This window comes from Streptomyces mauvecolor (genome assembly GCF_039532965.1).
GTDB lineage: Bacteria > Actinomycetota > Actinomycetes > Streptomycetales > Streptomycetaceae > Streptomyces > Streptomyces violascens.
This window is the reverse complement of the sequence record NZ_BAAASQ010000009.1, coordinates 349,038-375,677: the sequence shown is the minus strand read 5'-3', so window position 1 is coordinate 375,677 and position 26,640 is coordinate 349,038. Positions and strand designations below refer to the sequence as shown.

At 73.4% G+C, this 26,640-nt stretch carries 26 protein-coding genes and 1 pseudogene; 14 read left to right on the top strand and 13 right to left on the bottom strand.

From position 1 onward, the window contains the following. Nucleotides 1–53: 53 nt before the first annotated feature. A complete protein-coding gene (locus ABD346_RS14195) occupies nucleotides 54–887 on the top strand; it encodes a class I SAM-dependent methyltransferase (RefSeq protein ID WP_344374963.1) in 834 nt (277 codons plus the stop codon). 213 nt (nucleotides 888–1,100) lie between these two features. Further along, the gene (locus tag ABD346_RS14190; protein ID WP_344374962.1) at nucleotides 1,101–1,454 is read left to right on the top strand and encodes a VOC family protein; all 354 of its coding nucleotides are present in this window, start codon (nucleotides 1,101–1,103) and stop codon (nucleotides 1,452–1,454) included. Nucleotides 1,455–1,804: 350 nt separating this feature from the next. Here ABD346_RS14190 and ABD346_RS14185 read toward each other — a convergent pair whose 3' ends face one another. After that, complete coding sequence (locus ABD346_RS14185) at nucleotides 1,805–3,772, bottom strand: DUF5107 domain-containing protein (protein WP_344374961.1); 1,968 nt, start codon at nucleotides 3,770–3,772, stop codon at nucleotides 1,805–1,807. Between the two features lie 255 nt (nucleotides 3,773–4,027). Continuing rightward, nucleotides 4,028–4,177, bottom strand: a pseudogene (locus tag ABD346_RS38615) (arginase family protein); the annotation flags it as partial. 159 nt (nucleotides 4,178–4,336) lie between these two features. On the opposite strand from ABD346_RS38615, the gene ABD346_RS14175 reads away from it, so the two are divergent. From ABD346_RS14175 to ABD346_RS14165, 3 genes are all read left to right on the top strand, one after another. Next, a complete protein-coding gene (locus ABD346_RS14175) occupies nucleotides 4,337–4,678 on the top strand; it encodes a DUF6204 family protein (protein WP_344374958.1) in 342 nt (113 codons plus the stop codon). 62 nt (nucleotides 4,679–4,740) lie between these two features. Further along, nucleotides 4,741–5,673 carry a class I SAM-dependent methyltransferase gene (locus tag ABD346_RS14170; protein ID WP_344374956.1) on the top strand — a complete coding sequence of 311 codons (933 nt, stop codon included), beginning with the start codon at nucleotides 4,741–4,743 and terminating at the stop codon, nucleotides 5,671–5,673. After that, nucleotides 5,670–6,212 (top strand): hypothetical protein, encoded by a 543-nt coding sequence (locus tag ABD346_RS14165; protein WP_344374955.1) that lies wholly within the window; start codon nucleotides 5,670–5,672, stop codon nucleotides 6,210–6,212. Before ABD346_RS14170 ends, ABD346_RS14165 begins: the two co-directional genes overlap by 4 nt. Before the next feature lie 66 nt (nucleotides 6,213–6,278). Here ABD346_RS14165 and ABD346_RS14160 read toward each other — a convergent pair whose 3' ends face one another. From ABD346_RS14160 to ABD346_RS14150, 3 genes are all read right to left on the bottom strand, one after another. Continuing rightward, nucleotides 6,279–6,626 carry a VOC family protein gene (locus ABD346_RS14160; protein WP_344375145.1) on the bottom strand — a complete coding sequence of 116 codons (348 nt, stop codon included), beginning with the start codon at nucleotides 6,624–6,626 and terminating at the stop codon, nucleotides 6,279–6,281. A 189-nt stretch (nucleotides 6,627–6,815) separates the two neighbouring features. Next, nucleotides 6,816–7,136 (bottom strand): hypothetical protein, encoded by a 321-nt coding sequence (locus tag ABD346_RS14155; protein ID WP_344374953.1) that lies wholly within the window; start codon nucleotides 7,134–7,136, stop codon nucleotides 6,816–6,818. Between the two features lie 5 nt (nucleotides 7,137–7,141). Continuing rightward, a complete protein-coding gene (locus ABD346_RS14150) occupies nucleotides 7,142–7,387 on the bottom strand; it encodes a LapA family protein (protein WP_344374951.1) in 246 nt (81 codons plus the stop codon). A gap of 177 nt (nucleotides 7,388–7,564) precedes the next feature. Here ABD346_RS14150 and ABD346_RS14145 point away from each other — a divergent pair, with 177 nt between their 5' ends. Together ABD346_RS14145 and ABD346_RS14140 are read left to right on the top strand one after the other, a co-directional pair. After that, the gene (locus tag ABD346_RS14145; RefSeq protein WP_344374950.1) at nucleotides 7,565–8,296 is read left to right on the top strand and encodes a GntR family transcriptional regulator; all 732 of its coding nucleotides are present in this window, start codon (nucleotides 7,565–7,567) and stop codon (nucleotides 8,294–8,296) included. A 45-nt stretch (nucleotides 8,297–8,341) separates the two neighbouring features. After that, entirely contained in the window at nucleotides 8,342–9,448 is a 1,107-nt protein-coding gene (locus ABD346_RS14140; protein ID WP_344374948.1) for an adenosine deaminase, read from the top strand. A gap of 6 nt (nucleotides 9,449–9,454) precedes the next feature. Here ABD346_RS14140 and ABD346_RS14135 read toward each other — a convergent pair whose 3' ends face one another. From ABD346_RS14135 to ABD346_RS14115, 5 genes are all read right to left on the bottom strand, one after another. Continuing rightward, on the bottom strand, nucleotides 9,455–11,302 hold the full coding sequence (locus ABD346_RS14135) for a CocE/NonD family hydrolase (RefSeq protein ID WP_344374946.1): 1,848 nt from the start codon (nucleotides 11,300–11,302) through the stop codon (nucleotides 9,455–9,457). A 139-nt stretch (nucleotides 11,303–11,441) separates the two neighbouring features. Beyond that, on the bottom strand, nucleotides 11,442–12,377 hold the full coding sequence (locus tag ABD346_RS14130) for a S66 peptidase family protein (protein WP_344374944.1): 936 nt from the start codon (nucleotides 12,375–12,377) through the stop codon (nucleotides 11,442–11,444). Continuing rightward, nucleotides 12,374–14,353: a dipeptidyl-peptidase 5 gene (locus ABD346_RS14125; RefSeq protein ID WP_344374943.1), complete on the bottom strand. Its 1,980-nt coding sequence runs from the start codon at nucleotides 14,351–14,353 to the stop codon at nucleotides 12,374–12,376. Before ABD346_RS14125 ends, ABD346_RS14130 begins: the two co-directional genes overlap by 4 nt. Before the next feature lie 22 nt (nucleotides 14,354–14,375). Further along, nucleotides 14,376–15,707 carry a M20/M25/M40 family metallo-hydrolase gene (locus tag ABD346_RS14120; RefSeq protein WP_344374941.1) on the bottom strand — a complete coding sequence of 444 codons (1,332 nt, stop codon included), beginning with the start codon at nucleotides 15,705–15,707 and terminating at the stop codon, nucleotides 14,376–14,378. Then, a complete protein-coding gene (locus ABD346_RS14115) occupies nucleotides 15,700–16,533 on the bottom strand; it encodes a M55 family metallopeptidase (RefSeq protein ID WP_344374940.1) in 834 nt (277 codons plus the stop codon). Before ABD346_RS14115 ends, ABD346_RS14120 begins: the two co-directional genes overlap by 8 nt. A 261-nt stretch (nucleotides 16,534–16,794) precedes the next feature. Here ABD346_RS14115 and ABD346_RS14110 point away from each other — a divergent pair, with 261 nt between their 5' ends. The 3 genes from ABD346_RS14110 (at nucleotide 16,795) to ABD346_RS14100 (ending at nucleotide 18,436) form a co-directional block, all read left to right on the top strand. After that, nucleotides 16,795–17,394, top strand: a complete 600-nt coding sequence (locus tag ABD346_RS14110) for a flavin reductase family protein (RefSeq protein WP_344374939.1) — start codon at nucleotides 16,795–16,797, stop codon at nucleotides 17,392–17,394. 69 nt (nucleotides 17,395–17,463) lie between these two features. Continuing rightward, nucleotides 17,464–17,673 carry a hypothetical protein gene (locus tag ABD346_RS14105; protein ID WP_344374937.1) on the top strand — a complete coding sequence of 70 codons (210 nt, stop codon included), beginning with the start codon at nucleotides 17,464–17,466 and terminating at the stop codon, nucleotides 17,671–17,673. Between the two features lie 100 nt (nucleotides 17,674–17,773). Then, nucleotides 17,774–18,436, top strand: a complete 663-nt coding sequence (locus ABD346_RS14100) for an MSMEG_1061 family FMN-dependent PPOX-type flavoprotein (RefSeq protein ID WP_344374936.1) — start codon at nucleotides 17,774–17,776, stop codon at nucleotides 18,434–18,436. Nucleotides 18,437–18,492: 56 nt separating this feature from the next. Here the strand turns inward: ABD346_RS14100 and ABD346_RS14095 are convergent, their stop codons facing one another. Then, nucleotides 18,493–19,824: a hypothetical protein gene (locus ABD346_RS14095; protein WP_344374935.1), complete on the bottom strand. Its 1,332-nt coding sequence runs from the start codon at nucleotides 19,822–19,824 to the stop codon at nucleotides 18,493–18,495. Between the two features lie 111 nt (nucleotides 19,825–19,935). Here ABD346_RS14095 and ABD346_RS14090 point away from each other — a divergent pair, with 111 nt between their 5' ends. The 4 genes from ABD346_RS14090 (at nucleotide 19,936) to ABD346_RS14075 (ending at nucleotide 23,212) form a co-directional block, all read left to right on the top strand. Further along, the gene (locus ABD346_RS14090; RefSeq protein ID WP_344374933.1) at nucleotides 19,936–20,982 is read left to right on the top strand and encodes an NAD(P)H-dependent flavin oxidoreductase; all 1,047 of its coding nucleotides are present in this window, start codon (nucleotides 19,936–19,938) and stop codon (nucleotides 20,980–20,982) included. A 103-nt stretch (nucleotides 20,983–21,085) separates the two neighbouring features. After that, nucleotides 21,086–21,811: an alpha/beta hydrolase gene (locus ABD346_RS14085; protein ID WP_344374932.1), complete on the top strand. Its 726-nt coding sequence runs from the start codon at nucleotides 21,086–21,088 to the stop codon at nucleotides 21,809–21,811. An 84-nt stretch (nucleotides 21,812–21,895) separates the two neighbouring features. Further along, nucleotides 21,896–22,288, top strand: a complete 393-nt coding sequence (locus ABD346_RS14080) for a response regulator (protein WP_344374930.1) — start codon at nucleotides 21,896–21,898, stop codon at nucleotides 22,286–22,288. Nucleotides 22,289–22,486: 198 nt separating this feature from the next. After that, a complete protein-coding gene (locus ABD346_RS14075) occupies nucleotides 22,487–23,212 on the top strand; it encodes a VOC family protein (protein WP_344374929.1) in 726 nt (241 codons plus the stop codon). A gap of 67 nt (nucleotides 23,213–23,279) precedes the next feature. On the opposite strand, the gene ABD346_RS14070 is transcribed toward ABD346_RS14075, so the two are convergent. Both ABD346_RS14070 and ABD346_RS14065 read right to left on the bottom strand, forming a co-directional pair. Further along, complete coding sequence (locus ABD346_RS14070; protein ID WP_344374927.1) at nucleotides 23,280–24,017, bottom strand: class I SAM-dependent methyltransferase; 738 nt, start codon at nucleotides 24,015–24,017, stop codon at nucleotides 23,280–23,282. A gap of 130 nt (nucleotides 24,018–24,147) precedes the next feature. Next, nucleotides 24,148–26,574 carry an ATP-binding SpoIIE family protein phosphatase gene (locus ABD346_RS14065; RefSeq protein ID WP_344374926.1) on the bottom strand — a complete coding sequence of 809 codons (2,427 nt, stop codon included), beginning with the start codon at nucleotides 26,572–26,574 and terminating at the stop codon, nucleotides 24,148–24,150. Nucleotides 26,575–26,640 lie beyond the last annotated feature (66 nt).

The following is a 26,640-nucleotide window of genomic DNA, read 5'->3' as shown; positions in this document are numbered from 1 at the left end:
TGGGCTCACCACCAGGGCAGTTCACCCTTCAGTTCTCGGAGAGGGAGTCGCTCATGTCGCAGGAGACGTCCCCGGCCACGCCGGGCGAGACCGCCGTCTACACCCACGGCCATCACGAGTCCGTGCTGCGCTCGCACACCTGGCGGACCGCCGCCAACTCGGCGGCGTACCTCGTCGGTGAGCTCAAGCCGCACATGCGGGTCCTGGACATCGGCTGCGGGCCCGGCACCATCTCCGCCGATCTGGCCGCGCTCGTACCGGACGGCCATGTGACGGCGGTCGACCACGCGCCGGGCATCGTCGAGCAGGCCCGCGCGTACGCGACCGGACGCGGCCTGGGAAACATGTCGTTCGCGGTGGCGGACGTCCACGCGCTGGATTTTCCGGACGACACGTTCTGCGTCGTGCACGCCCATCAGGTGCTGCAGCACGTCGGCGATCCGGTGCAGGCGCTGCGCGAGATGCGCCGGGTCACCAAGCCCGGCGGGATCGTCGCGGTGCGCGACAGCGACTACGGCGCGTTCACCTGGTTCCCCGAGGCGCCCGCACTGGACGAATGGCTGGAGCTGTACCACCGGGTGGCCCGCGCCAACGGGGGCGAGCCGGATGCCGGGCGGCGGCTCAAGTCCTGGGCGTTGGAGGCCGGTTACACGGACATCGGGGCCTCCGCGAGCACCTGGTGCTTCGCCACCGAGGAGGAGCGCGCGTGGTGGAGCGGGCTGTGGGCCGACCGTACGGTCGCCTCCTCGTACGCGGAACTGGCCGTCGACGGCGGGCACGCCACGGCGGACGAACTGACCGCGATCTCCGAGGCATGGCGGGAGTGGGGCCGCCGGGACGACGCCTGGTTCATGGTGCCGCACGGCGAGATCCTCTGCCGCGTGTGAGCGAACAGGCTGTCCGGGAAGCCACGACCGCCCCTTACGGCGAGCCGACCACTCGGGGCGGGACGGCCGGGGGCCCGACGCGACCCGGCGACGGCGGCGCCCACGACCCGGCAGGGGGGTGACCCCGCAGACGCGTGCCGCGGCCCGTCGGCCCGCCGCCTGGGCCGCCGGATCGCCTGCCGCGGGCGATCTCCGCCAACTAGGCTTCGGGGCATGGAGATTCTAGGGACCACGCTGCGCATCTGCGTCGACGACCTGGAGAGCGCGATCGTCTTCTACGAGCGCGTCACCGGCAGTCAGGCGCTCCGCTTCGACCGCGGGGGCGTGTCCGTCGCCGCCGTCGGCGCCTTCCTGCTGATGAGCGGCCCCGAGGCGGAGCTCGAAGTGCTGCGGAAGGTGGCGGCGACCGTGGCCGTCAAGGACGTCGACGACGCTCACACCACCCTGACCGCGGCCGGCGCCCGCATCATCGCGGGCCCGGTCGCGACACCGGTCGGCCGCAATCTGATCGCGGCCCACCCCGACGGCTCGGTCTTCGAGTACGTCGACCGCAAACCGGCGTACTGAACCGCGGGCCCCGCGCGGACGCCGCAGGCCCGGGCCGGTTCGGACCCGGGCTCTCAGCCCGCCGGGTCGCGGATCACCGCGTGGGCCACCGTCGCGCGGGCCGGAGCCAGTTCGGCGGCGGTCGCGGCGGCCTCCTCCGGCTCGATGACGACGACGGCTGCCGCGGGCTCCCCCGCCTCGACGAGATGCCTGCCCGTCGGGTGGGCGGATGCGTGGCGTCGACGCTGTGGCCGCGCAGCGCGGCGACCCGGTGGCCGGCGAGTGTCGACCGACGCATTTCGGTCGGCAAATCGAAGCCCGGTCGAACGGTCACGCCGGCGGGCCGAAACCCCCTGTCCGGGGGGCTCTGCCTACTCCCCGGGGCGCATCCGGTAGTCGTACCGGTCCGGGAGCGGGGCGTCGGTGAGGCGGGCCCACACCTCGTTCAGGGTTTCCGCGCCCTCGCGCAGGTCGGCGACCTCGAAGCCCGCGTCGAACAGGGCGCGGGCGGCGTCCGGCTCGCCCTCCGCGAGGAGGAGCTGGGCCTCGACGAGCCGGAAGCGGCCGCGCTCGCGGACGGCGGGGCGCAGCCGGTCCCATATCGCCCGGGCGTCCGCGGGGCGGTCCGCGGCGAGCAGCGCCTCGATCGCCTCGCGGCCGAGTGCGGCGTCGGCCGCCGTCCACGGCCCGCCGTCCCTGCGCTCCTCGCAGAAGTCGCCGTACGCCTCGGCATAGCGGTCGGCGGCGCGGCTGGCGTTGCCGGACAGCTGGTCGGCGACGGCGAGGCAGCGCAGCAGCGGCCAGCGGGACGGGGCGAGCGGGAGGCCGCGCTCCCAGCTGCGCACCGCCTGGGCGTGGTCGCCCGCATGCCACTGGGCGACGCCGAGGTGGTACTCGGTGAGCGGGTCGGCCGGCGCGGTCTCCAGCATGTCCCGCCAGTGCGGGGAGACCAGCGTCGGGCCGGGCGGGGCCACCTTGCGCGGCTCCGGGAGCACTCCGTTGTGCAGCAACTCCAGCCAGGGGCGCTGCTCCTGAGTGAGTGTCAGTTCGGGAAACGGGGTGCCGGGCAGCTTCGCTCCCGTACGCAGGACTTCGAGGGCGCCCCAGCCCGATCCGGTGGCCAGGCTCTCGCCCGGCTCGGTGTCGGCGAACGGGCGCCAGGCGGCGTACGCCTCCTCCACCGTGGCGCGCGGCAGGGCCCGCGCCAGGCTGCCCTCGGTCTCGGCGCGGGCGGCCGCCCAGTCGGCGCCGTGCACGAGCGCCGGGTCGGCGGACAGCGGCCCGTACGCCTCCAGCCAGGCGAACTCGGCGCCCGGGTCGAGCGGCACGTGCTCCAGCTGGGTGCGGGCGAGGCCCGCCTGCATTTCGGCGTACCCGACGGTCCCCGGCTCGGTCAGCCACTCCTGCCAGCGGCGGCCGCCGCGCCCCGAGCCCCACAGGAACAGCTTGCGGCCGCGCAGGGTGTCCGTGGAGGTCTGCACGAGGCCGTGGCCGCGCTCGTCGAGCGAGGCGATCCAGCGGCGTGCGCCGTCGGGGACCTCGTAGAAGTAGTCGGCGGGGAACTCGCTGCGCAGCGGGTACGTCCGGTCGGTGCCCTCCCACGCGGGCACCGGCACCCGGCGCAGGGTGTGGTCGTACCCGAAGTGCCAGGCCTCGTCGGCCGGGGCGAGGACACGGGTGCGCTCGCCCTCCTCGACGGCGATGTTGGACCACCAGTAGACGGGCGCCGTCTTCTCGTGGGGATTGCGGATGCGGACACCCACGTACAGGAAGTCGGAGCCGTCCGGGAGCCAGAGGTCTACCTGGAAGGGGAGGTCGCGCAGCCGCTCCCACTCCCACAGGCGCACCATCTCGCCGCCGCCCGGGGCGGGGACGAGGGCCGCGTGGACGGGGGCGCAGGAGAGCGTGGTGTGGCCGGTGGCTCCTATGTTCCACTCGATGCCGCCGGAGAACCAGGCGCCGTTGAGCGCGAAGTCGGCGGGCTGGAACACCGGGTTGGTGTAGAGCAGTTCGCGGCCGGTCGGCTTGTGGAACAGGGAGTGGACGCGGCCGCCGAGGCCCGGCAGGACGGTGACGCGCAGCCGGTCGTTCTCGATCACGATCGTGTCCAGCTCGACCGGGCCCCGCTCTCTCCCGTAGCCGTCGAGGACCCGGACGGGCAGCAGCGTCTCCAGCGGCTCGTACCCGATCTGGCGGGCCATGTCCCGGGGCAGGCCTTCGCGGGTCCGCTCGTCGAGCCGGTGCGCCTCGTCGCGCGGACGCAGCGCGGGCAGGGGGTTCGGCTCGCCCAACGGGGCGCCGGGCAGGGTCAGTACGGCACGTCGCACGGTCGTGGCCAAGGCAACCTCACTCCCTCGTACGGGGCGTCGGCAGCCCTTTTCGGCCGATCCCCCGATGACCATGGAACACCCCGCCACTGACAACGGCCAGGGAACCCCCGCTCAGGATTGCGCAAAGGCGCCCACGACGAGGTCGGCGAGCAGCGCGCCCGCCGTGCCGTCCGGGTCCAGATCGGGGTCGTAGATCGTGAGGTTGAACCCGACGCACCGCTCGGACTGCACCAACTCCCGCAACAGTGGGCCCAGTTCATCGGGCAGCAGCCCGCCCTCGTACGCGCCGAGCCGCCGCACGATGCCCCGTTCCCGCATGGCTCCGGCGAGCTTGTAGCAGCCGGGCACGGTGCCGGGGGCCGGCGGGCGCAGGCCGAGGCTGGAGGGGGCGTCGATGACCACGAGACGTCGCATGCGGCCATGATCGGGGGCGGGGAGGCGGCTTCAAGGGAGTCCGGGGGACGGCCGGGGGCTCGGCGGTATATCGATCGACACGTTCCGCCCGGTGGGCGACGATCAACCCGCAACGGACGTCCGGAAATCCGGACATACGGTACGGAAGGACAGCAGGACATGAGCGAGCAGCACACCTACCGGGTCATCGTGCGCGGCGTGTGGGACGGACTGAGCGAGGATTCGCGCGCGAGGCTGCTCGCGGAGGTCGACGATCACGGCCTGACCGCGATGTCCTTCACCGAGGAGGGCTCGCTCACCTATGACCGGGTGCTGAAGCACTTCTCGTGGCGCTACACCGTCGTGTCGGACGCCGCCGACGGCGAGGAGATGGCCGCGGCGATCGCCGAGGACAGGGCGGAGACCGCGCTGGGGGCGCTGGGTCATGGGTTCCGCGATCTGCGGTCGACGGTGACGGACCTCGACACGATGAAGATCAATTACAAGGGTGGGCGACGCTAGGCCGATTCCGACGGGCCCTGTCGAGGTCAGCGGCGCGAAGAGGAGCGGTTAGGGTTCCGGCCGTGCCCCTTCTTGAGATATCCGACCTGATCACCGTCACGGACCCGGTCGGCGGAACGCGTCTGCCGGTCGCCCGGGCCGCCGTGGTGCGGCGGCTCATCGAGAGCGGTGACCGGCGCGGGGCCCGTATCGTCGCCGCGCTGCCGGCCGGCCCGGACGGCGTTCTCGACCCGGCCGCCGTGGACCGGCTGATGGTCGGGGTGCACACCGAACTGCAGAGGCTCAGCGAGGAACTGCGCATCGGCGAGCGCCTGGCACATGTGCTGGGTCCGCTGTTCACCGCCATCCGCGCGAGCGGGCACGCCGGGCCGTTGCGGCTGGTCGACGTCGGCTGCGGGCTCGGCTATCTCGTCCGCCGGCTCGCCGCCACCGGCGCGCTCGGCCCGGACGTCGAACTCGTCGGGGTCGACCTCGACGCCGCCCTGGTCGACGAAGCGGACCGGCTGGCCCGGGAGGAGGGGCTGGCCTGCCGCTTCGTCCACGGCAACGCCTTCGACCTGCCGGAAGCCGCCACCGTGTTCGTCTCCACCGGTGTGCTGCACCATTTCCGCGGCCCCGCCCTGGCGGAGTTCTTCCGGGCGCAGGCGGCCTCGCCCGCGCTCGCCTTCTGCCACTACGACATCGCCGCCACCCGGCTCGCGCCCATCGGCGCCTGGGTCTTCCACCGCGCCCGGATGCGTCACCCGCTGGGCCGCCACGACGGTGTCGTCTCCGCGCTGCGCGCCCACGGCGACGCGACGCTGATGCGCGCGGCGGCTGTGCCCGGCATCCGCCCCTTGCTGTACGAACCCCGGGGCCTGGCGAACCCCTTCTGCACCACCCTGCGCCCGGTCCTCGGCATCCGCCCGCAGCTGGAGGCACCCCTGCGGCTGGCCCTCGGCCGCGCCTCGCGCCGGCTCGTGGGCCCCGAGCAGCTCGCCGGGGCCGCGCGATGAACCCGGCCCTGCCGCTGTCCGCGCTCGGCCTGATCGACGCGGCGTTCAGCGGTTTCCGCGCCTTCGCCGGACGGGACGCCAGGATCCGCAAGGCCCGCGCCGTCGCCCGGGCGGCGGCGCGCGGCCTGGCCGTGGGCGCGGCCCTGCTGCTCGTGCCCGTACTCACGGCACTCGGCGTGCTGCTGTCCGCCGACGACCGGGCCCGCACGTACGCCGCCTTGAGCACAGGCGGCACCGCCTTCCTCCTCCCGCTCACGCTGTACGCGGCCGCCGTCGCCCTCTCCCTGACCGCCTACTTCGTCCTGCCGTTCCGGGCCAGCACGCTCGCCATGGTCATGGGCCTGGGCCCGCTGACCTTGATGCGCCCCCTCGTCGTGACCCTCGCCTGCCTGAACGCCCTTGCCGACGGCGGCTGGACGGCCCTTCTCGTGGGAACGGTCGCGGGAGCGGCGGTCCTGTGCGTAGAGCCGCTGGTACACCGGCGGTGGTACGCCGCGCCACCGCTCCCGGAACCCCTGGGCCGGGTGAGCCCCGCCTAGCCGATCCCGCACCTGGGGCATTCGCCCGGCCCGCGTCTCCTGTGCCGACCCCCCGGCCGCCGGGGCTCAACCGGGGTGTTGGCCGTTCGGCACGTCGTGCAGTGCGGGGGCGTACGAGATCCCGACGATCAGGCCGTCCGTCGTGAGGAGTCTGGCCACCGTCTGGCCCCACGGTTCGGTGCGGGCCTCGTGCACCATCTCGAAGCCCGCGCGCTCGAGCTCGGCACCGGCAGCCGTGACGGCTTCCGCGTTCGCCACCTCGAACTCGATCGACGCCTGCGGGACCACCCGGCCCGCGGGCCACTCGGGCGTGCCGAAGCATGCCTCGGCCGCCTCCGAGAGCGGCCACAGACCGAAGTGCTTGCTGCCGGGGATGTTCCCGCTGGAGTAATAGCCGTTGCCCTCCCCCTCCAGCGGGAGACCAAGAGCCTCGATGAACAGCCGGCGGCTCAGCGGCGGGTCGGCGACGACCCGCCGCCACGCTCGCGACGAAGAGAACGTCCATGGCGGTGCTGGTACTCCCTGCTGTGCGACTGGACTGCGAGGGCCGCGGGCCCGGAGGCCACACCGTCCTGGCCGTTCGGCCTCGTCCGGGGTGGCACCTCACCGCTTGGGGCATCGCTCCGTCTTCTTCACCACCCCGATGCCGACCCTGATGTGCCCGGCCAGGGGCGCGCCCGCTGCCGGGGTCTGGGCGCAGACCTTCCAGTTGAAGGGCCACAGCACCGTGCGGTGTGCGCCTCCGATGTCCTGGACGTCCAGCTTCGTTCTCGCGCCCAGCTTGTTGAAGACCTGGACCAGGCCCTTGCCGGTGAACGCCGGCATCCGCCGCGGGGCCGCTGCCCCTTCGGCCAGGGCGGTGCCCGGCCCGGCGCCTGTCGCCAGGAGCAGAGTCGCCGTCACCGTCGCGGCGCGCGTCCGCATGCGCATCACCTGCCGCCCCGTCTCCTCATGAAGTAGCCGCCGCAGCACAGCCCCACCACGAACACCGCGAGCAGCGCCAAGTACAGGGGCATCGACACCTCGGGGATCAGCAGGCGGATCGTGACCTGTCGGGTGTTCTCGAAGATGAAGACGAGCGCCAGGACGGCGAGGGCGAGGATCGCGATCCTGGCCGGTGTGAACGGGCCGCCCGTTCTGCCCCTCGTGCTGCTCGACTCGTCCCTGGGGCTCATGACCCGGCCCTTCCGCTGGTGCTGCCGTCGCTCCCTTCCGCCCAGGTTGACGGATGCCCCGCCACGGGGTGCGGTGGGGCGGGCCGTACGGGTGAGCCCCCCATGGCCCGGGGCCGCCTTGTCAGACAAGTGCGTACCGCGTCATGCTGGAGCTCCGGCATACGGAGGAGCAGGTTCATGGCCATGAGCGGGCAGCAGCGCAGGCCGGTCGTCGCGCTGTACGAGCGCATCGCGGACGCCATCCACGACGGCACCTATCCCCCGGGCTCCACCCTGCCCTCGGAGCCGAAGCTCGCGGGCGCGCTCGGGGTGAGCCGGCCCGCGCTGCGCGAGGCGCTGCTCCTGCTCCAGGAGGACGGGCTGCTGTCGGTACGGCGCGGGGTGGGCCGGACCGTCAACGACCGGCCGCCGCGGCGCGGCTTCGAACAGCTCCAGCCGCTCGACGACCTGCTCGGCCCGGTCCGGGTGAAGGCCCTGCTGCGCAGCCGCGAGGAGCCCACCGACTTCACCGCCCAGCACCTGCTCGCGCCCGCCGGGTCGGAGCTGCGGTTCTGGGAGTCCGTGCTGGTCGGCGAGTCGCTCGCGGTCGCCCTCAGCCATGAGTGGGCGGCCCCCGAGGACGTGCTCAGCAGGCTGCACCCCGCGTTCGGAGAGGCCCTGTCCGCCGAACCCGCCGTCTCGATGCTCACCGTGCTCGCCGAGGCCTCGCGGGGCGTCCCGCTCACCGCGCACAGCGGGGTCAGCGCGACGCTGCTCGGCCGGCGCAGGGGTGAGCAGCTCGACCGCCCGGCGGACACCCCGGCCGTCCTGATCACCCAGGTCGTACGGGTCGACGGCACCCCCGTCATGGCCGCCAAGCACATGCTGCCGACGGGCGCGCCCGCGCTGGCGGTGCTCCAGTCCTGCTGACACCCCCGCAGGACACGGGCGCGACACGCTGTACACTCCCGCCTCATGCACTTGTCAGACAACTCTGCCGCCACCGCTCCGGTCACCCCCGCCGAGTGGATCCGCCGCGCCCCGAAGGCCGTCCTCCACGACCACCTCGACGGTGGCCTGCGCCCCGCCACCATCGTCGAGCTGGCCCGCGCCTGCGGGTACGCCGGCCTGCCGACCGAGGACCCGGCCGAGCTCGCGGTGTGGTTCCGCGACGCCGCGGACTCCGGCTCCCTGGAGCGCTACCTGGAGACCTTCGCCCACACCTGCGCGGTGATGCAGACCCGTGAGGCGCTGCACCGTATCGCGGCCGAGTGCGCCGAGGACCTGGCGGACGACGGGGTCGTCTACGCGGAGGTGCGCTACGCGCCCGAGCAGCACCTGGAAGCCGGCCTGACCCTCGACGAGGTCGTGGACGCCGTCAACGAGGGCCTGCGCGAGGGCGAGCGCCGCACCGGCGGGAAGATCACCGTCCGCGCGCTGCTCACCGGCATGCGGCACACCCGCCGCTCCCTGGAGATAGCCGAACTCACCGTCGCCCACCGCGACCGCGGGGTGGCGGGCTTCGACATCGCGGGCGGCGAGATCGGCAACCCGCCGGCCGAGCACCTGCCCGCCTTCCAGCACCTCAAGCGCCACAACTGCCACATCACCATCCACGCCGGCGAGGCCGTGGGCGCCGAGTCCGTCCACGAGGCGGTCCAGGTGTGCGGCGCCGAGCGCATCGGGCACGGCGTCCGCATCACCGACGACATCGCTGCGGACGGCACGCTCGGCCACCTGGCCGCGTACGTCCGGGACAACCGGATCGCCCTGGAGGTCTGCCCCACCTCCAACCTCCAGACCGGCGCCGCGGTCTCGTACGAGAAGCACCCGATCGACGAGCTGCGCCGGCTCGGCTTCACGGTCACGCTGAACACCGACAACCGTCTGGTGTCCGGCACGACCATGAGCGAGGAGTTCCAGCACATGGCGGACGCCTTCGGCTACGGCCCGGAGGTCTTCGAGGAGTTCACCGTCGCCGCGGTCGAGGCGGCGTTCCTGCCGCTGCCGGAACGCCGTCGCATCATCGACGAGATCGTGCGTCCCGGCTACGCGCAGGTCGGTTCGACCCCCCGCTCATGACGTCGGTCAGTTCACCCTGCCTCTGACGACGGGCAGCTGGAGCGTCCCCGTGTCGCCGGGGGCGCTCACGACCGTCACCGGCTTGATGCCCTTGTTGCCGAGGTAGGAGTCGTCGCTCGCGGCGACCACGAACTCGATGCGGTGCCCGGCCTCGTAGCGGTGCGCGATGCCGGGCAGGGCGACGGTGAACGGCTTGGTGACATCCGGCACCCGCACCGGTGCGATCAGGCGGCGCACCAGCGTCTTGGTGCCGTCGGGCGCCACGTCGTACAGCTTGGCGAAGAGGACCAGCTTGTCGGCGGCGTTGCCCGAGTTCTGCACCCGCTCGGTCGCCGGCGAGGAGACCCTGAGGGTGGCCTTCGCCGCGCCGACCACGTCGACGGGCGCCTTCAGTGGGTCGGTGTCCCAGCCGAGGAAGGTGCCCGCGGTGTCGTACGGGGCGGGGTCGGGCAGGCCGATCGTGCCGGCCAGCGAACTCTCCGAATGACTCGTCGGGACGAGCCGGTTGGTGTAGGAGCGGCTGCCGGCCGCCACCTTCGCCCGGTCGCCGACGAGCTTGCCGTCGCCGGAGAGGTACACCTTCTGCGTGAGCGGGGGCGGCTCGGCTGCCTCCCCGTAGCCGCTCCGCCAGTCGCGGTAGTAGGCGAAGGCCGGGCCGGTGTCGGCGTTCTTCTGCTTGCGCAGGTAGCGGTCGAACCAGGCCAGGATGCGCCGACCGGTGTAGCTGGATTCCAAATTGCCCTGGGTCATGTTGAGTTCACCGGGCGCCTGGCCGCCGCTGTGGCCCCAGGACTGCCAGATCATCCTGGTCGTGGTGCCGTTGTCCTTCAGCGCGTTGTACGTCGCCGTCGCCTCGTTGAGGTTGAACAGGGTGTCGGTCTGCCCCTGGACGAGCAGGGTGGGCGCCTTGATGCGGTCGAGGTAGCCGGCCGGCGAGACACTGCGGGCGTAGCGCTGCATCGCGGCGGTGGCGGCGGCCGGGTAGCTGCCGGAGTTGAGCAGTCCGATGGTGTCGCAGGCGCCGGGCACGAAGTGCACACAGCCGAGCGAGCCCCAGCGGGACGGGTCGAGGTTCGGCAGCGTGATGGGCTGGCTCTCGCCGATGAGGTAGAACCCGTTGGTCCACTGCCATTTGAAGGCGCCGGGCACCGTGCGGTCGGCCGCGTTGTTGGGGTCGAGGGCGTACGTCAGGTCGTTCCAGGTGATCATCGGGACGAGGGCGTCGACGCGGTGGTCGACGGCGGCCGTGGCCATCTGGATGGCGCCGCCGTACGAGCCGCCGATCATGCCGACGCGCGGGTCGCCCGGACGGTCCTTGGTGACGTAGTCGATGCGCGTGCCGTCGTCGGCGGCACGGGTCCCGCCCAGGAAGTCGATGAGCCGGGATGCGGCACGGCCGTCGATCCCGGGGTCGTCAAGGGAGATGAGGCAGCCCGACGTGCCGAAGCCGAGCCCCGAGTAGGCGAGCGTGACGTAGCCGCGGGTGGCGAACGCCCTGCCGGTGGCGTCGGTCGTACCGTCCGACTTACTGCCGCCGAAGCCGTTGGTGGTGAGCACGGCCGGTGCCGGGTGCGCCTTGTCGACCCCGGCCGGGCGGTAGAGGTCGGCGTCGACGGCGCAGGTACGGCCGCCGACCGTGACCGTGAACCGCAGTGCGGTGACGGTCACTTGGCCCGGGGCCGCACCCTGCGGCGCGGCGGCGGTGGCCGGTGCGGCCGCGAGCAGCGGTACGGCGAGTGCGGCGCCGAGCGCGGTCGCCAGCGGTTTGCGGACTCTGGGCACGGTACGGCGACGGGTCACGGCGTCCTCCACGGCGAGCGGGCCTACGTCTTGGCGGGCCCGGGGCGCCCTCATGCTGTGACACGTTAAAGTTCCGCGTCAACGGCTGCGACACAGGCGGGTTGACGTGTCGCGGGTTGACTGCGGGCGCGCTGCGCCTGAGTCGCGCCCCCGGCGGAGCCGCACGATGCCACAGCCCCGCGCCCCTCACGGCTCAGGCCAGCGCGGGCCTCTCCAGGGTGATCGCGCCCCCGTCCGCGTCCAGAACCGCCCGCACCCCCAGCGGCATCGTCAGCGACGCCTCGCAGTGGCCGAAGCCCAGGTTTTCCACCACCGGTACGCCCAGACGGGCCAGGCGGTCGTGGAGTACCGGGCGCACCCTCTCCTCGTACGGGCCGCACTCCAGCCAGGAGCCGAGGGCCACGCCGGTGACGCCGTCCAGCCAGTGCGCGCGCAGGAGTTGGGTCAGCACCCGGTCCAGACGGTAGTCCTCCTCGCCGATGTCTTCGATCAGGAGCAGACCGCCCGCGGCGGACCGGCGGCCGTGCGGGGTGGCGAGGTCCGCGGCGAGCAGGGACACGCAGCCGCCGACGGTGACGCCGCGGGCCCGGCCGGGGATCAGCGCGCGGGCGCCCGGCAGGCCGAGGGTCATCGCGGCCTCCGGCTCGAACAGGGTGGTGCGCAGGGACTCCTGGGTGGTGGCGTTCTTGGCGAAGGCGAGCGTGGAGGCCATCGGGCCGTACAGGGTGGCCAGGCCCAGGCGGACGGCGAACGCCTCGTGCAGGGCGGTCACGTCGCTGTAGCCGATGAGCACCTTGGGGCCGGCCGCCCGCAGCGCGTTCCAGTCCAGGAGGTCGACCATGCGCTGGACGCCGTAGCCGCCGCGGGCGCACATCACCGCGTCGATGGTCGGGTCGCACCAGGCCCGCTGGAAGTCGCGCGCCCGCGTCTCGTCCTCGCCCGCCAGGTACCTGAACTCCGGGTGTCTGTCGGTCAGTTGGGGCGTGACGACCGGGTCGAGGTCCCAGCCGCGCAGCACGTCGAGCCCGGCCTGGAGGCGTTCCTCGACGAGGGGCCCGCTGGGGGCCACCACCGCGATCCTGGAGCCGGGGCGCAGCCGGGGCGGGCGGGTGAGCTCGGTTGCGGTCACTTGGTGAGCTCCAGGAGGGGGATGTCGGTGCGGTCGATCGCGAACACCTGGGCGTACAGCGAGAACTCGGCCTCCAGGGCGCGGATCATCGTGTCGGCGCGGCGGAAGCCGTGGCCCTCGCCCTCGAAGGTGAGGTAGGCGTGCGGGATGCCGCGGCCGGTCATCTTCTCCAGGAGGTGCTCGCACTGCGCGGGCGGGCAGATCGCGTCGTCCAGGCCCTGGAGCAGCAGGAACGGGGCGGTGATGCCGTCGGCGTGCTGGGCGGGCGAGCGTTCGCGGTAGCGGCCGGGCAGTTCGGCGTAGGGGCCGACGAGGCTTTCCAGGTACTGCGATTCGAAGTCGTGGGTGACGTCGAGCCAGGCCGCGAGGTCGAGGACGGGGTAGCTGACCGTGCCGCAGGCGTACACGTCGGTCGCGGCGAGAGAGGCGGCCGTGGTCCAGCCGCCCGCGCTGCCGCCGCGGATCGCGAGGCGGCGCGGGTCGGCGGTGCCCTCGTCGGCCAGGGCGCGGGCCACGGCGGCGCAGTCCTCGACGTCGACGACGCCCCACTGTTCGCGCAGCCGGTTGCGGTAGGCGCGCCCATACCCCGTGGAGCCCCCGTAGTCGACCTTGACGACGCCGATGCCGCGCGAGGTGAAGTAGGCGGTCTCCAGGTCGAGCACGAGGGACACATTGCTGGTGGGGCCTCCGTGGGCCCAGATCACATAGGGCGGCAGTTCGTCGGCGGGGGCGATCCGGTCGGGGCTGTGCGGCGGGTAGACGTGGGCGTGGATGTCCCGGCCGCCGGGTCCGGTGTAGGTGCGGATCAGCGGCTCGGGGTAGTACGCGGGGTCGACCGCGTCGTCGTGGCCGCAGCCGATCACTCGGGCACGGCCGGTGGCGGTGTCGAGTTCGACGAGTTCGTAGGCGGTGCGCGGGCTCGCGGCGACGCCCACGACGCGGCTGCCATGGGCGGCGAGCGTCGGGTTCCACTGGGTCCAGGGACCCGCGGCGTCGACGAGCTCGCCGCTCTCGGGGTCGAGTATGCCGAGCGTGGTGGCGCCCCGGCCGTGCACGACGGCGACGAGGCCGCTGTCCAGGGGCTGGAACCAGCGCCGCCCGACCTGCCAGAGCGGTCCCGCGAACTCCTCCTCGCGGGGGCAGAGCGCGACCGCCTCCCCCGTCCCGGGCTCCGCGCGGTACAGGTTCCACCAGCCGCTGCGGTCGGAGGCGAAGAGAAGCTGCCCGTCGGCGGCCCAGTCGGCCTGCGCGATGGATTCCTCGGGGCCGCCCGCGAGCGTGCGGGCCCGGCGCAAGGCGCCGTCCTCGCCGACGTCGGCGAGGACGAGCTCGGTGCCGTCCCACGGCATCCGGGGGTGGTCCCAGCCGATCCACGCGGCCCGCCGTCCGTCGGGCGAGAGCCGCGGCCCGGTGACGAAGCGGTGCCGCCCGTCGCTCAACTCCCTTACGGATCCCCGGTGTTCGGCCGCCGATCCGTCCAGCGGCACGGCGGCGATCACACGCCGTACGTCGGTGGGTCCCTCGCCGGTGAACTCCTCCAGGACGCACCACACCTCGCCCCGGTCGAGGTCGATCCGGGGGTCGACCCAGCGCAGGCCCCCGCCGACCGGGGACAGCGGGGTGAGCGGCCTGGGCGCGGCGGTCGCGTTCGGCTCGTACGCGTAGAGGCGCTGGTCGTCGAAGTGCACGAAGACGACGAGCGGGCCCTTTGCCGCGCGGTCGGCGCCGTCCCAGGGGCGGCCGCCGTACTCCATGACCCGGCTGCGCACGTTCCACGGTTCGGGCAGGACCTGCTGTGCCTCGCCCTCGGGGCGGCGGCGCACCAGGACCCGCCTGCCGCCCTCGGCGGGGCGCGCCTCCGTCCACCACAGGTCGTCGCCGACCACCCCGACGTAGTCGGGGTAGCCGTCGTGGGCGGCGGCGAGGGCCGCGTCGATCGGCGACGGCCAGCTTCCGTAGGGCGCGGTGGGCACCATCGTGGCAACTCTCCCTCGGGGGCTATGCGGACCGCAGGTAGTGGTCGAGGACCCGGACGCCGAAGTGCAGCGCGTCCACGGGCACCCGTTCGTCGACGCCGTGGAACAGCGCCTGGTAGTCGAGCCCCGCCGGCATCCGCAGCGGGGCGAAGCCGTAGCCGGTGATGCCGAGCCGCGAGAACTGCTTGGCGTCGGTACCGCCCGACATGCAGTACGGCACCACATGGCCTTCCGGCGCAAACCGCTCGACGGCGGCCTTCAGTTTGAGGTACGTCGGTGAGTCGAACGGCGCCTGGAGCGCGACCTCGCCGTGGTGGAAGTCCCAGTCGACGTCGGGCCCGGTCAGACCGTCCATCGTGGTACGGAACTCGGCCTCGCCGCCCGGCACGATGCGCCCGTCGACATAGGCGGTGGCGTGCCCCGGGATGACGTTGACCTTGTAACCGGCCTCCAGCATCGTCGGGTTGGCGCTGTTGCGGATCACCGGCTCGACCAGGGCGGCGGCCGGGCCGAGCTTGCCGAGCAGTTCGTCGGCGTCGAAGCCCTCGGCGTCCGGGTCGGCGTCGATGCCGTGCAGGGCGGCGAGTTCGAGGAGGCTCGCGCGGACCGTGGGGGTGATCCTGACCGGCCATTCGTGCTCGCCGATGCGGGCGATGGCCGAGGCGAGCCGGCTGACCGCGTTGTGGTGGTTCACCTTGGAGCCGTGGCCCGCGCGGCCGTGCGCGGTGAGCCGCAGCCAGGCGGTGCCGCGCTCCCCCGCGCCGATCGGGTAGATCTCCATGCCCTGCCCGGCGTGGAAGGTGACGCCGCCCGACTCGCTGATGCCCTCCGTGCATCCCTCGAACAGCTCGGGGTGGTGGTCGGCGAGGAAGCCCGAGCCGTCGACGGCGCTGGCCTCCTCGTCGGCGGTGTAGGCGATGACGATGTCCCGCCGGGGCCGCACCCCGTGCCGGGCCCAGGCACGTACGACGGCGAGGACCATCGCGTCCATGTTCTTCATGTCGACGGCGCCCCGGCCCCACACCACCCCGTCCCGGACCTCGCCCGAGAAGGGGTGCACGCTCCAGTCGTCGGCCTCGGCGGGCACCACGTCGAGGTGGCCGTGCACGAGGAGGGCGTCGGCCGAGGGGTCACTGCCCTCGATCCGGGCGACCACGTTGGTACGTCCCCGGGTGCGCTCCAGCATGAGAGGTTCGAGGCCCGCTCCGGCGAGGCGCTCGGCGGCGTACTCGGCGGCGGGACGCTCCCGGCAGTCGCCGCCGCCCCGGTTGCTGGTGTCGATCCGGATGAGCTCGGAGGTGAAGGCCACCACCTCGTCGAGCGCCGCCTGATCGGCTGTCTCCACCTCAGCCATATTGCTCCTCCACCGCGGACGAGACGATCGTCGTGACCGCCTTGAAGGTGCGAATGCCCTCATACATCGTCAGACTGGTGTAGGAGACCCGCCGTTCACCCGTACGCGCCACGCCGGGCACCACAGTGGCCGCGTCCGCGAGGTGCTCGGCGTCGAACTCGATGTCCACGGTGAACGGCCCGCCGTCCACGGGCGCGGCCCTGCGCGCGAGGGCCGCGGCCTCCTTCGCCGCCGCCCTGATGTCCCCGGCGGTACGCGCGGGGGTGCGGCAGACCGCCGCGTACCGCGAGACATGGTCCTTGACGGCCACCTTGCGGGCGTCCGGCGCATAGCCCTCGGCATCGGCGCAGGTGAGGTCGTCGCCGGTGACCAGCACCACCGGCACCCCGTACTCGGCGACGACATGGGCGTTGAGCAGCCCCTCGCTCGCGCGGGCGCCGTTCAGCCACACCCCGGTGATGGAGTTGGCGAGGTAGGTGTGGGCGAGCACGCCCTGCGCGCCGGCGCCCGTGTGGTAGCCGACGAAGGCGATCCCGTCGACGTCGCCGTGCTGGATGCCCTCCACCATGGACAGCGACTTGTGCTTGCCGGTGAGCATCTGGGCCCGCTCGTCGAGCCGCTCCAGCAGCAGATTGCGCATGGACCAGTGCGCCTCGTTGATGAGCACCTCGTCGGCGCCCCCGTCGAAGAAACCGAGCACGGCCGCGTTCACATCCGAGGTGAACATGCCCCGGCAGCGCTCCCACTGCGGCGTTCCCGGCAGCACATCGGCCGGCCAGGTGACTCCGGTGGCGCCTTCCATGTCCGCACTGATGAGGATCTTCATGGCGCCCCACGGTACCTGTCACCCCATACCCAGGCCAGGGACCGGGCGGACACCAGAGGTCCATACCTGTGACGCCCGGTACGGGGGCCGGCGGGGCCGTGTCCCCGCATCGCTCGCGCACACGGCGCGTTTCCCCGACCACCCGTCTCAGGAACCGAGTTGGCCGACTGAAGTACCTCGTCCGGGCGTGGCCGCCCTGGCTCCGGCGCATGCCCGGCGGTCTCCCCCGGGCGACGGAAGGAGCCAATGGATACTGGCCGCATGCGTATTGACTTCGATCCCGCCGCCATGTCCCGCGTCGAGTTCTACCGTCTGCTCACCGCCACCGTGGTGCCGCGGCCCATCGCCTGGGTGTCGACGGTGGACGGCGACGGCACCCCCAACCTCGCGCCGCACTCGTTCTTCACCATTTCCTCCGTCGCGCCGCCCGTCGTCCAGTTCACCTCGGTGGGACGCAAGGACTCGCTCCGCAATGTCGAGGCAACCGGGCAGTTCGTGGTCAACTTCGCGCCCGAGCCGCTGCATGCGCAGATCAACGACACGGCGACCAACTTCCCGCCCGGGGTCAGCGAGTTCGATCAGGCGGGCCTCGCGACCGAGCCGAGCCTGCGCGTGAAGCCGCCGCGGGTGGCTCTGTCGCCGGTGGCGCTGGAGTGCGAGCTGCACAGCACGCTCGGGATCGGCGACTCGACGGTCGTGTTCGGGCGTGTCGTGCACGCGGTGGTCTCCGACGACGTCATGGTCGACGGCCACCCCGAGATAACCCGGCTGCGGCCGCTGTCCCGGCTCGGCAAGGACGAGTGGGGCACCCTCGCCGAGCCGCGCGAGCTCGGCCGCGTGCCGTACACCGGGGGCGCCTGACCTTCGGTACGCGGCGCGTCACCGGGCGCTCGGCGTGCGGTGGCCGGGCGGGCGGACCACCCTGGGTTCATGGGCAGAGCAGGAGCAGCGAGCCCCCGCCCGGCCCCGCGGCGCGGCGCGGTGCGCGCCCGGGCCCGGGCCCGGCAGGCGGGCTGGGCGGCCCGCCTGGCAGGCCGCATCTGGACGGCCGGGCGCCTTGCGGGGCGCTGGGAGGAGCGGCTGCGCCGGTTCCGGCGGCGGCTCGGCCAGGTCCGTGCGTCCTTCCGGGCCCACGGGTGACAGGAGAGCGGGCCGGTCGCACGCGCGCGCCCGCCTCCACGCCCCATGCCCCCGCAGGCCGACCGAGGTCGGTCACAGGTCGGCCTTTAGGGTCGGAGGCATGACGACGACATCCCTTGCCGGCAGCACCTTCGACTCGCTCAGCCACGACGCCGTGCCCGATCTGGACGCGCTGCGCCGGACGTACGAACTCCCCGGCGCCGCGGCCGTGCGCAAGCAGATGACCGAACTCACCGACCAGACCCGGCGGTTGATCGGCTGCTCGTCCCTGGTCCTGATCGCCAGCGCGGACGCCGAGGGCAACTGTGACGTCTCCCCGCGCGGCGGCCCCGCCGGGTTCGTCGCCGTCCTGGACGAACGGACGCTGGCGATACCCGACGCCACCGGCAACAAGCGTCTTGACACCTTGCAGAACGTCATCGCCACCGGACGGGCCGGACTGCTGTTCGTCGTCCCGGGGCGCACCACGACGCTCAGGGTGAACGGCCGGGCCTGTGTCTCCACCCGCCCGGAGCTGCTATCGCAGCTGACCGCCGTGGGCAAGCCGCCGGCCAGTGCGCTGGTCCTGGGCATCGAGGAGGTCTACCCGCACTGCCCCAAGTCGCTGCTGCGCAGCGCGGCCTGGAAGCCGCAGGAGTGGCTGCCCGCGGACGCCCAGCCCGCCTCGGCCGAGGTGACGCTGGCCCAGCTGCGGATGCCGGAGCTGACGATCGCCGACATCGAGCAGGCGGAGGCGGACTCGCTGAAGTACCGGTACGAGTAGGGGCCGGCCCGCGGCCGCTGGACCGGCAGTCGGCAGCTGGGTTCACCCGAACCCGCTCAGCGCCCGGTGGCCGGCACCGCGTGCAGCTGCTCCAGGCGGCGCTGCACGGCCTCCAGTGCGCCGCGCTGGAGGCCCGGCACCTGACGGCGCAGAGTGACCAGGGCCGGGGCGAGGGAGCGGGCGCGGTCCGGGTCGCGGAGCTGCTCCCACTGGTGGTGCGCGCGGTCGACCGCGCCCTGCACGTCGGTGTCGTCGGTGGTCTGCCCGCGGGCCAGCCGCGCCTGCGCACAGGCCATCCACCACTCGCAGGACCGGGCCGGTTCCCCGGCGAGCCGGGCGAGGTCGGCGCGGACCTCCAGCCAGTGGATCGCCTCAAGTGAGCCCGGCCCGTACGCACGCAGCGCCTCGCTCTCCCACATCGCCGCCATGGAGGCCGCCTCACCGTGGCGTCCCGCGCCGGCGGCGGCCAGTATCGCCGGATGCGGGTCGGCCGCGGCGGCCGGTACGAACTGCTGGGGCAGGGGGTCGGCGGGCACTCCGTCCATGGCCAGATACAGCGCGTCGCCGGGGCCCACCCGGTCCGCCGCGTACGCGTGGAGCTCGGTGAGGGACGGCTGGGCGCCGCCGCGCCACACCTCGGCGTACACCTTCAGATAGTCGGGGCTGGCGATCTTCCGGCGTGGTGCGGGTGCGGTGACCCGTCCGTACAGGCGGACGCCGTGGCCGAGGGCGAGGCCCTCCTGACGCAGCCGCTGCCAGGCCGACGCGGTGGCGGCCAGATCGACGACGACCGTGGTCGTGCCGGGCCCGCGCACCTGGAACTCGTGCGCCAGCCAGGCCCACGGAAGGCCGGTGTAGCGCACGGTCGCCTGGGTGGTGCGGGCGAGCGCGACATGGATCTGCTGCTGTCTGGCGTCCACGTGCAACTGGCCCGCCAGGTACAGGAACAGCGGGCCGGGCGCCGCGGCCGCGGCGCGGATCCGGGTCAGCACGGTCTGCGGGTCCACCGGGTCGGCGAGCTCCACGACGGTGGCCGCGCCGGTACCGGCCAGCACGCCCGGGGCGACCGCGGCCAGGCCCGGCAGGACCGACGCCGCGTCGATGAGACGGCCCTTGTTCGCCGGAGCGGCCGCCAGTAGCAGCGCCGTCCCCGGGTCCTCCCCCTTGATCAGCACAGCAGCACCGTATCCGGTCGGCCCGTACGGTGCCTCGTCGATCGCCAGGATGCGGGTCCGCGCGTGCGGGCCGCGGCATGCGTCGCCGTCCCGGACCGGGCCTGCCCCGGGCACGGCGGCGACGAGTTCGAGCCATTCGCGGCGGGAGCCGCGCGGGCCCGGCGGGCACCGACCGCCCCACAACCGCGGGCCTGCGGCTGTCTGATGGATCACACTTTCCTGACGGATCATCACCGTCAGCTGCGTGTAGGCATCACATAGTTCGTGGAGACACCGCACCCGCACCACACCCCCCACACCCCTCAACGCCCCGGAGCAGTCCGCATGTTCTTCCGCCTCGACGAGTTAGCCGTTCCGATCGTCCAGTCGCCCATGGCGGGCGGCGCCTCCACCCCGGAGCTGGTCGCAGCCGTCAACAGTGCCGGGGGCCTCGGGTTCCTGGCCGCCGGATACCGCAGCGCGCAGGGCATGCGGGAGCAGCTCGTCCGCACCCGTGAGCTGACCTCGCGGCCGTTCGGCGTCAATCTCTTCGTGCCGGGTGTCCCGGATCCGAGCGCCGTCGACGCCGTCGGCGCGTACCGCGAGCAACTGCGCGGCGAGGCCGAGCGGTTCGGGCTCACGCTGCCCTTGCCCGGCACCGGGGCCGACGACGACGGATGGGAGGAGAAGATCGAGGTGCTCCTGAGCGAGCCCGCGCCTCTCGTCTCCTTCACCTTCGGGCTGCCCGCGCCCGGGATCGCGGAGGCCCTGCAGCGGGCGGGCAGCCATCTCGTGGCCACGGTCACCACGCTCGCCGAGGCCGTGGCGGCGGAGGCCGTCGGCGTGGACTCGCTCTGCGTCCAGGGCCCGTTGGCGGGCGGCCACCGCGCCACGCACGACATCGCGGCGCGACCGCAGGACGTACCGCTGCTCGATCTGCTGGCCTCGGTGCGCGCCCGCGTACAGCTGCCACTCATCGCCGCCGGCGGGCTCGGCACGGGCGCGGACGTGGCCGCCGTGCTGGGCGCCGGGGCGTGTGCGGCCCAGCTCGGCACCCTCTATCTGCGCGCGGAGGAATCGGGCGCCTCGCGTACGCACCAGGACGCCCTCGTCGATGCGCGCTTCACGACGACGGCCGTCACCCGGGCCTTCTCCGGGCGCCCGGCCCGCGCCCTGCGCAACCACTTCATCGACGCCTACGACGCCGCGGCCCCCAGCGCGTACCCGCACGTGCACCACCTGACCCGCGCGCTGCGTTCGGCGGCCGCCGGGGCCGGGGACGCCGAACGGCTGCACCTGTGGGCCGGGGCGCGCCACCGTCTCGCACGCAGCGCTCCGGCCGCCGAGATCACCCGCGCGCTCTGGGAGGAGACCCTCGCGGCGCAGCGCTGAAACCGTCGGCCGGCGGGTTCCCGGCCGACCCCGGGGACCCGCTCGCCGTACGAACAGCGTTACGGTGAAGGTCGTTTCAGCGCCACTCAGCCCAAGGACCGCCATGCCGATCAGCACAGTCCCGTACACCGCGGTGGACGGGTCGGCGCCCCGACTCCTCGACGTGTACCGCCCCGAGGGCGCCCCGGCGCCCAGCCCGGCCGTGCTGCTCTGGCATGGCATCGGCCCCGACACGCGGTTCGAGGTCGGCGCCCTCGCCGAGGAGACGGCCTCGCACGGGCCGACCGTGTTCGTGCCGGACTGGCGCTCGGACGCCCCCGACGGCGGCCGCGCGCACCTCGTGGCGTCGCTGCGGTACGTGCGCGAGAACGCCGCCTCCTTCGGCGCCGACCCGGAGCAGCTCGTGGTGGCGGGCTGGTCGATGGGGGCGGGCGCCGCGATCGGCACCGCGCTGCGGCCGGACCTCATGGACGGCCGGCTCCCGAAGGCGGTCGTCGGCATCGCCGGTCTGTACGGGCGCCCCGCCCGCAGCACGGGCACCGTCCCCCTGGACGACCTGGCGGAGGCGGCCGCGTCCGAGGTGCCCGTCGTCCTGGTCCACGGCACGGCGGACACGGTGGTCGAGTCCCGCCACTCCCGCGACTTCCTCGCCGCGCTGGAGAAGCGGCCCTGGACCGCTCGCCTGCACGAGGCGGACACCGATCACGCGGGGATCGTCATGACCTCGTACGACCCCGGGCTCGGCCACTGCGTGCCCGCCACCGGCGCCGATGCCCTGCGGGCCGGGCGGGAGACGGCCCGGATCGTCGCCGAGGCGGCGCACGCCTGACGGCCGGGGGCCCGCGTCGCTCGCGGCAGCGGCCCCCGGAGGCCCCGCGTGGCTCTTACCCGCCCGTGCGGCCATGCTGGAAGCGTGATGACCGTCCTGCTGGTAGCCACCGACGAGGAAGCGGCCGTACTGAGCGAGCGCATTCATCAGAACCGCCACTTCCGCGTCATCTCGCACACCCCGAGCCCCCGGCTCGCCCTGGCCCAGGCGCATGTCCTGCTGCCCGACGTCACCGTCCTCGACCCCAGCATGGACGGGGACAGCGATCCGGCCGCCCTGTTCATGGGGCTGCGCTCGCTGACGCCGCCGAGCGGTGTGGTCCTGCGGACGACGCCCGCCACCGCCGGGCTCCCGGAGCTGCACGCCGTCCTTGAGGAGGGCGCCGTCCACGTGGCGGCCCGGGACGATCACGACGCCCTCATGGCCGCCCTGATCACGATCGGGCGGCGCAGGGAGAGCTGCGACCCCGACCAATGACCGGCACTGGACGGCTCCACATGCGAGCGGGGGCCGAGGGCGGGACAATGGTGGGGTCTATGTGCCGGTATGCCGAAATTCCTGAGAGCGAGGGTTTCAGTGACGCCGTCACCGAGTAATCCCGATACCGCCGCGGATCCGCGGCCGGCCGCCGACTCGAGCGCCGCCGTGTGCGGGGCTCCGTGCTGGGTGAGCCTCATGGCCCGCGACCTGGATGCCGCGCTCGACTTCTACGGCGCGGCCATGGGCTGGACGTTCCGGACCGGGTCGCTCGGTGAGGAGTTCCGGGTCGCCCTGGCGGACGGGGTTCCCGTCGCCGGGATCGGAGCGCTGGCGCCGTCACTCCAGGTGGCCGTCGCGTGGACGCCGTACTTCGCCGTCGAGGACGCCGACGTCACCGCGGCGCGCATCCGCGAGCGGGGCGCCACGGTCGCGGTCGGGCCGGTCGCCCTGCACACCGGGCGCGGGGCGCTGGCGGCCGACCGGGACGGAGCCGTCTTCGGGATCTGGCAGGGCCCGCTCCTCTCGAACTGGGAATCCTGGCGCGACCGCGCCCCCACCTGGACCCGGCTGCACACCCGCAACGCCTTCGACGCGGCGATCTTCTACGGCGAGGTCCTCGACTGGGCCTGCGACCGGCCCGGCTGCTGCGACGTCCAGTACGAACACGAGGAAGTCGTCCTGCGCCACGCCGGGCACATCGTCGCCCGCCTCACCTCCGGCGCCGTCGAAGCCGCCCCCGACCCCAGCCTGCGCCCCCACTGGCACACCCACTTCGCCGTCGAGGACCCCCACGGCCACGCGGAGAAGGCCCTTGCCCACGGCGCCACGGTCCTCGCCGACGGCATCTCCGCCACCGGCACCTGGGTCCGCCTCAAAGACCCCGACGGAGCCACCTTCACCCTCAGCGACACCGCGCGCTGACTCGTCCTGCGCGCCGCAGGCGGTGGCGCAGGACGAGTGCCGGTCAATTCCCTTGGGATCAGGGGGCCTACGAGCCCTCGCTGCCTGCCGGGCCGGCCACCAGCCATCTGGACGGCAGCTCGATGCGCCGGCCGTCGGCGGTGTACTCCGTGGTGGTGAGCGGGAGTTCGCCCTCGGCGAGCACGGTCAGGCCCGCGGTGGTGAGCAGCTCCACCAGGGCGGCGTCGGAGAGCTCGCCCGGCGCGATGCCGTGGGCGAAGACCGGGCGGAGCTTGGGCGGCGGCCCCGCCGGGCTCTGGGCCAGACCCATCAGGACCGGCTTCGCGGCCTCGGCGAGCTCCACCACGAAGGCCCGTCCGTCCGTGCCGAGCAGCGTCGCGATGGCGTCGGCGACGGGCCGGCGGTCGGCCGCCTCGCACTGGTGCAGGACGCCGCGTACGTAGACGTTGGCGTCGCCGAGGCGGGTGTGCAGCTCGTCGACGGCCTTGGTGTCGGCGGCGTCGAGCTGCTCGAACTCGGCCTCGCCGTCCGGGTCCTGGCTCCGGGCGTGCTCGACGGCGGCGAGCGAGAGGTCGACGCCGGTCACCTTCGGGTAGCGGGCCGCGAGATAGCGGGTCTGGGTGCCGTTGCCGCAGCCGAGGTCCACCAGGGGCAGGTCGGGGCGGTCGATGCGGGCGGCGAAGTGGGCCAGGTGGCGGGCCGCGGTGAGAGCCGGTTCCGCGTCCCAGAAGACCGCGCCCTGCTCGTCCGGCGCCTCGCGCCAGAACCCCTCCCAGGCGTCCTTGTACCGACTTGTCACGCTCATGACCGACTCCCCAGGCTGCACGCACAGTGTCAAGATCGGTCTACCGCGCCGGGCGCACCCGGACAAGCACCCGGCGCATACCTTCACCTGCCGTTCGACCGGCGGGAGTTCCCAGCACGCGGCCCGGGTGTCAGCGCGCCCGGCGCCCCGTGTGCGGCAGCGCCACGTCGAACCAGACGGTCTTGCCGTTGCCGGTGCGGCTGGTGCCCCACTCCCGGGCGAGCGCGCTGACCACACGCAGGCCCCGGCCCGCCTCGTCGCGCGGGCCCGCGCTGAGCAGCGTCGGCAGGGTGTGGTCGTCGTCGACCACCTCGCACAGGAGCGCCTCGGCCCGCACCAGGCGGAGTTCGACCTGGTGGCCGTGCGTGTGCCGGATGCCGTTGGTGACGACCTCGCTGACCAAGAGCTCGACCGTTTCCGCGACGTCGGAGAGGCTCCAGTGCGCGAGCTGTTCGCGCACCAGGCGGCGGGCCCGGCCGACCTCTCGCGGGTCGGCGTCGAGCCGCCACTCGGCGACGTCCTCGCGGGTGATGCCGTTGAGTCGCGCCATGAGCAGGGCCACGTCGTCCTTGCGGCCGCCGCGGGTGTTGAGGGCGCGGATGATCGTGTCGCAGGCATCGTCCATCGAGGCCGCCGGGTGCGCGGCGAACTCGCAGAGCGTGGCGAGGCCGACGCCTATGTCCTCGCCGCGCACCTCGACGAGCCCGTCGGTGCACATGACGAGCCGGTCGCCGGGCTCGACCCGGATGCGGGCCGTCTCGAACGGCACTCCGCCGACGCCGATCGGGGCCCCGGTGGGCAGTTCGAGGAGCTCGCTGCGGCCGTCCGCCGACCGTACGATCACCGGCGGCACATGGCCCGCGTTCGCCATGAGCAGCTCGCCCCTGATGGGGTCGTACACGGCGTACAGGCAGGTGGCGAGGTAGTGCTCGCCCAGGCGCTGGGCCAGGTCGTCGAGGCTGCGCAGGAGCTGGTCGGGCGGCAGGTCGAGCGCGGCCATGGTCTGCACGGCCGTACGCAACTGGCCCATCATCGCGGCCGAGTTGAGGCCGTGGCCCATGACGTCGCCGACCACCAGGGCGGTCCGCGAGCCGGGCAGTTTGATCGAGTCGAACCAGTCGCCGCCGACCCGGCCGAGCAGGGTGCCGGGCAGATAGCGGGTGGCTGTGTCGCAGCCCGCCATGCGCGGGGTGACCTGCGGCAGCATCGAGTCCTGGAGGGTGTCGGCGACGCTCTCCTGGTAGGTGTACATGCGGGCGTTGTCGAGCACGAGCCCGGCGCGCGCGGCCAGTTCGGCTCCGGTGACGCGGTCCATGTCGTTGAACTCGGCGCGCTCGGCGTGCCGCAGCAGGATCATGAAGCCGAGTACCACGTTGCGCGCCTTCAGCGGAACGACCAGCATCGAGCGTCCGTTGATGAGCGGCCGGATGTCGCGCTTCTCGAACTGCGAGGCGATGGCGGTGCCCATCTGCTCGCTGATCCTCGGCACGAGGACGGGGTCGCCGGACGTCATGCACTGGAAGAACGGCGTGTGCGCGGGGAACGGCATGGACTCGCCGACCGGCACCACGTCGTCCCAGCGGCCCGGCTCGTCGACGTGCTCCAGGGCGACCCGGTGCCACAGGGTCCGCTCGTCGGGCGGCCCGTCGGGGAAGCCCTCGCCCGCGATGACCTGCTCGCGCAGATAGGTGCCCGCCACGTCGGTGAAGCGCGGCACTACGGCGGCGCTGACTTCCTGGATGGTGCGGGACAGGTCGAGCGAGGATCCGATGCGGCCGCTGACGTCGTTGAGGAATTCGAGCCGCTCGCGCACCGCCGCGTATTCGAGGTCGGCGGCGAACTCGGGCGAGGGCGGCTGCGTCCGCGCCACGGGCCCCATGGGGTGGCGGCGCCGGGCGGGCCGCTGTTCGGCGCGCCGGGGCACTCCCCAGTCGGGCGTGACGGGCACACGGTCGTGCTGGCTGAACTCCAGCACGGGATAGCCGAGTTCGAGGACCTGGGAGACGATCCGGGAGCTCTCGCCGACGCTCATGCTGGGCAGGATCTCGGGCAGCCTGCGGGCCAGTTCGTCGGAGCCGGGGAAGTCGGTGTGCAGCGCGAAGCCGGGCGCTATCCGCTCGATGGAGCCGCCGTCGTCGCCGGCCTCCCGGTGCAATTGGGCCGCGTCCGCGGCGAGCACCAGGAGCCGCTCGGGCCCTGGTCCGACGAGCGGGTAGGCCCACCACAGCACGTCGGTACGTTCCCGGCCGGGCTCGTTGAGGGCGGCCCGGCCCGCGGTGGGGTAGGAGGTGCGTCCGGTCAGCGGGCCGTCGAGGCCGGGGCCGAACTCGTCGAACACGTCGTAGTCGTCGAAGCGTTGCTCCAGCGCGCCGGAGACGGGGAGCAGATCGGCGGCGGGCCTGCCGACCGCGTCCTCCTTGCCGGGACCGAACAGCCTGCGCGCACCGGAGGACCAGTGCGACACGAGGCCGTCGCCGTCCACGACGATCACGGCAAGCGGGATCCGGCCGGCCACGGCGAACTGCTGCGGCAGCTTCGGCGGAGTACCACTGTCCATGGGTGGGAGGCTCCTTCCCCGCCGCGAGAATCGGCGGCTGTACCACCACCGTACGGCCATTTCGGG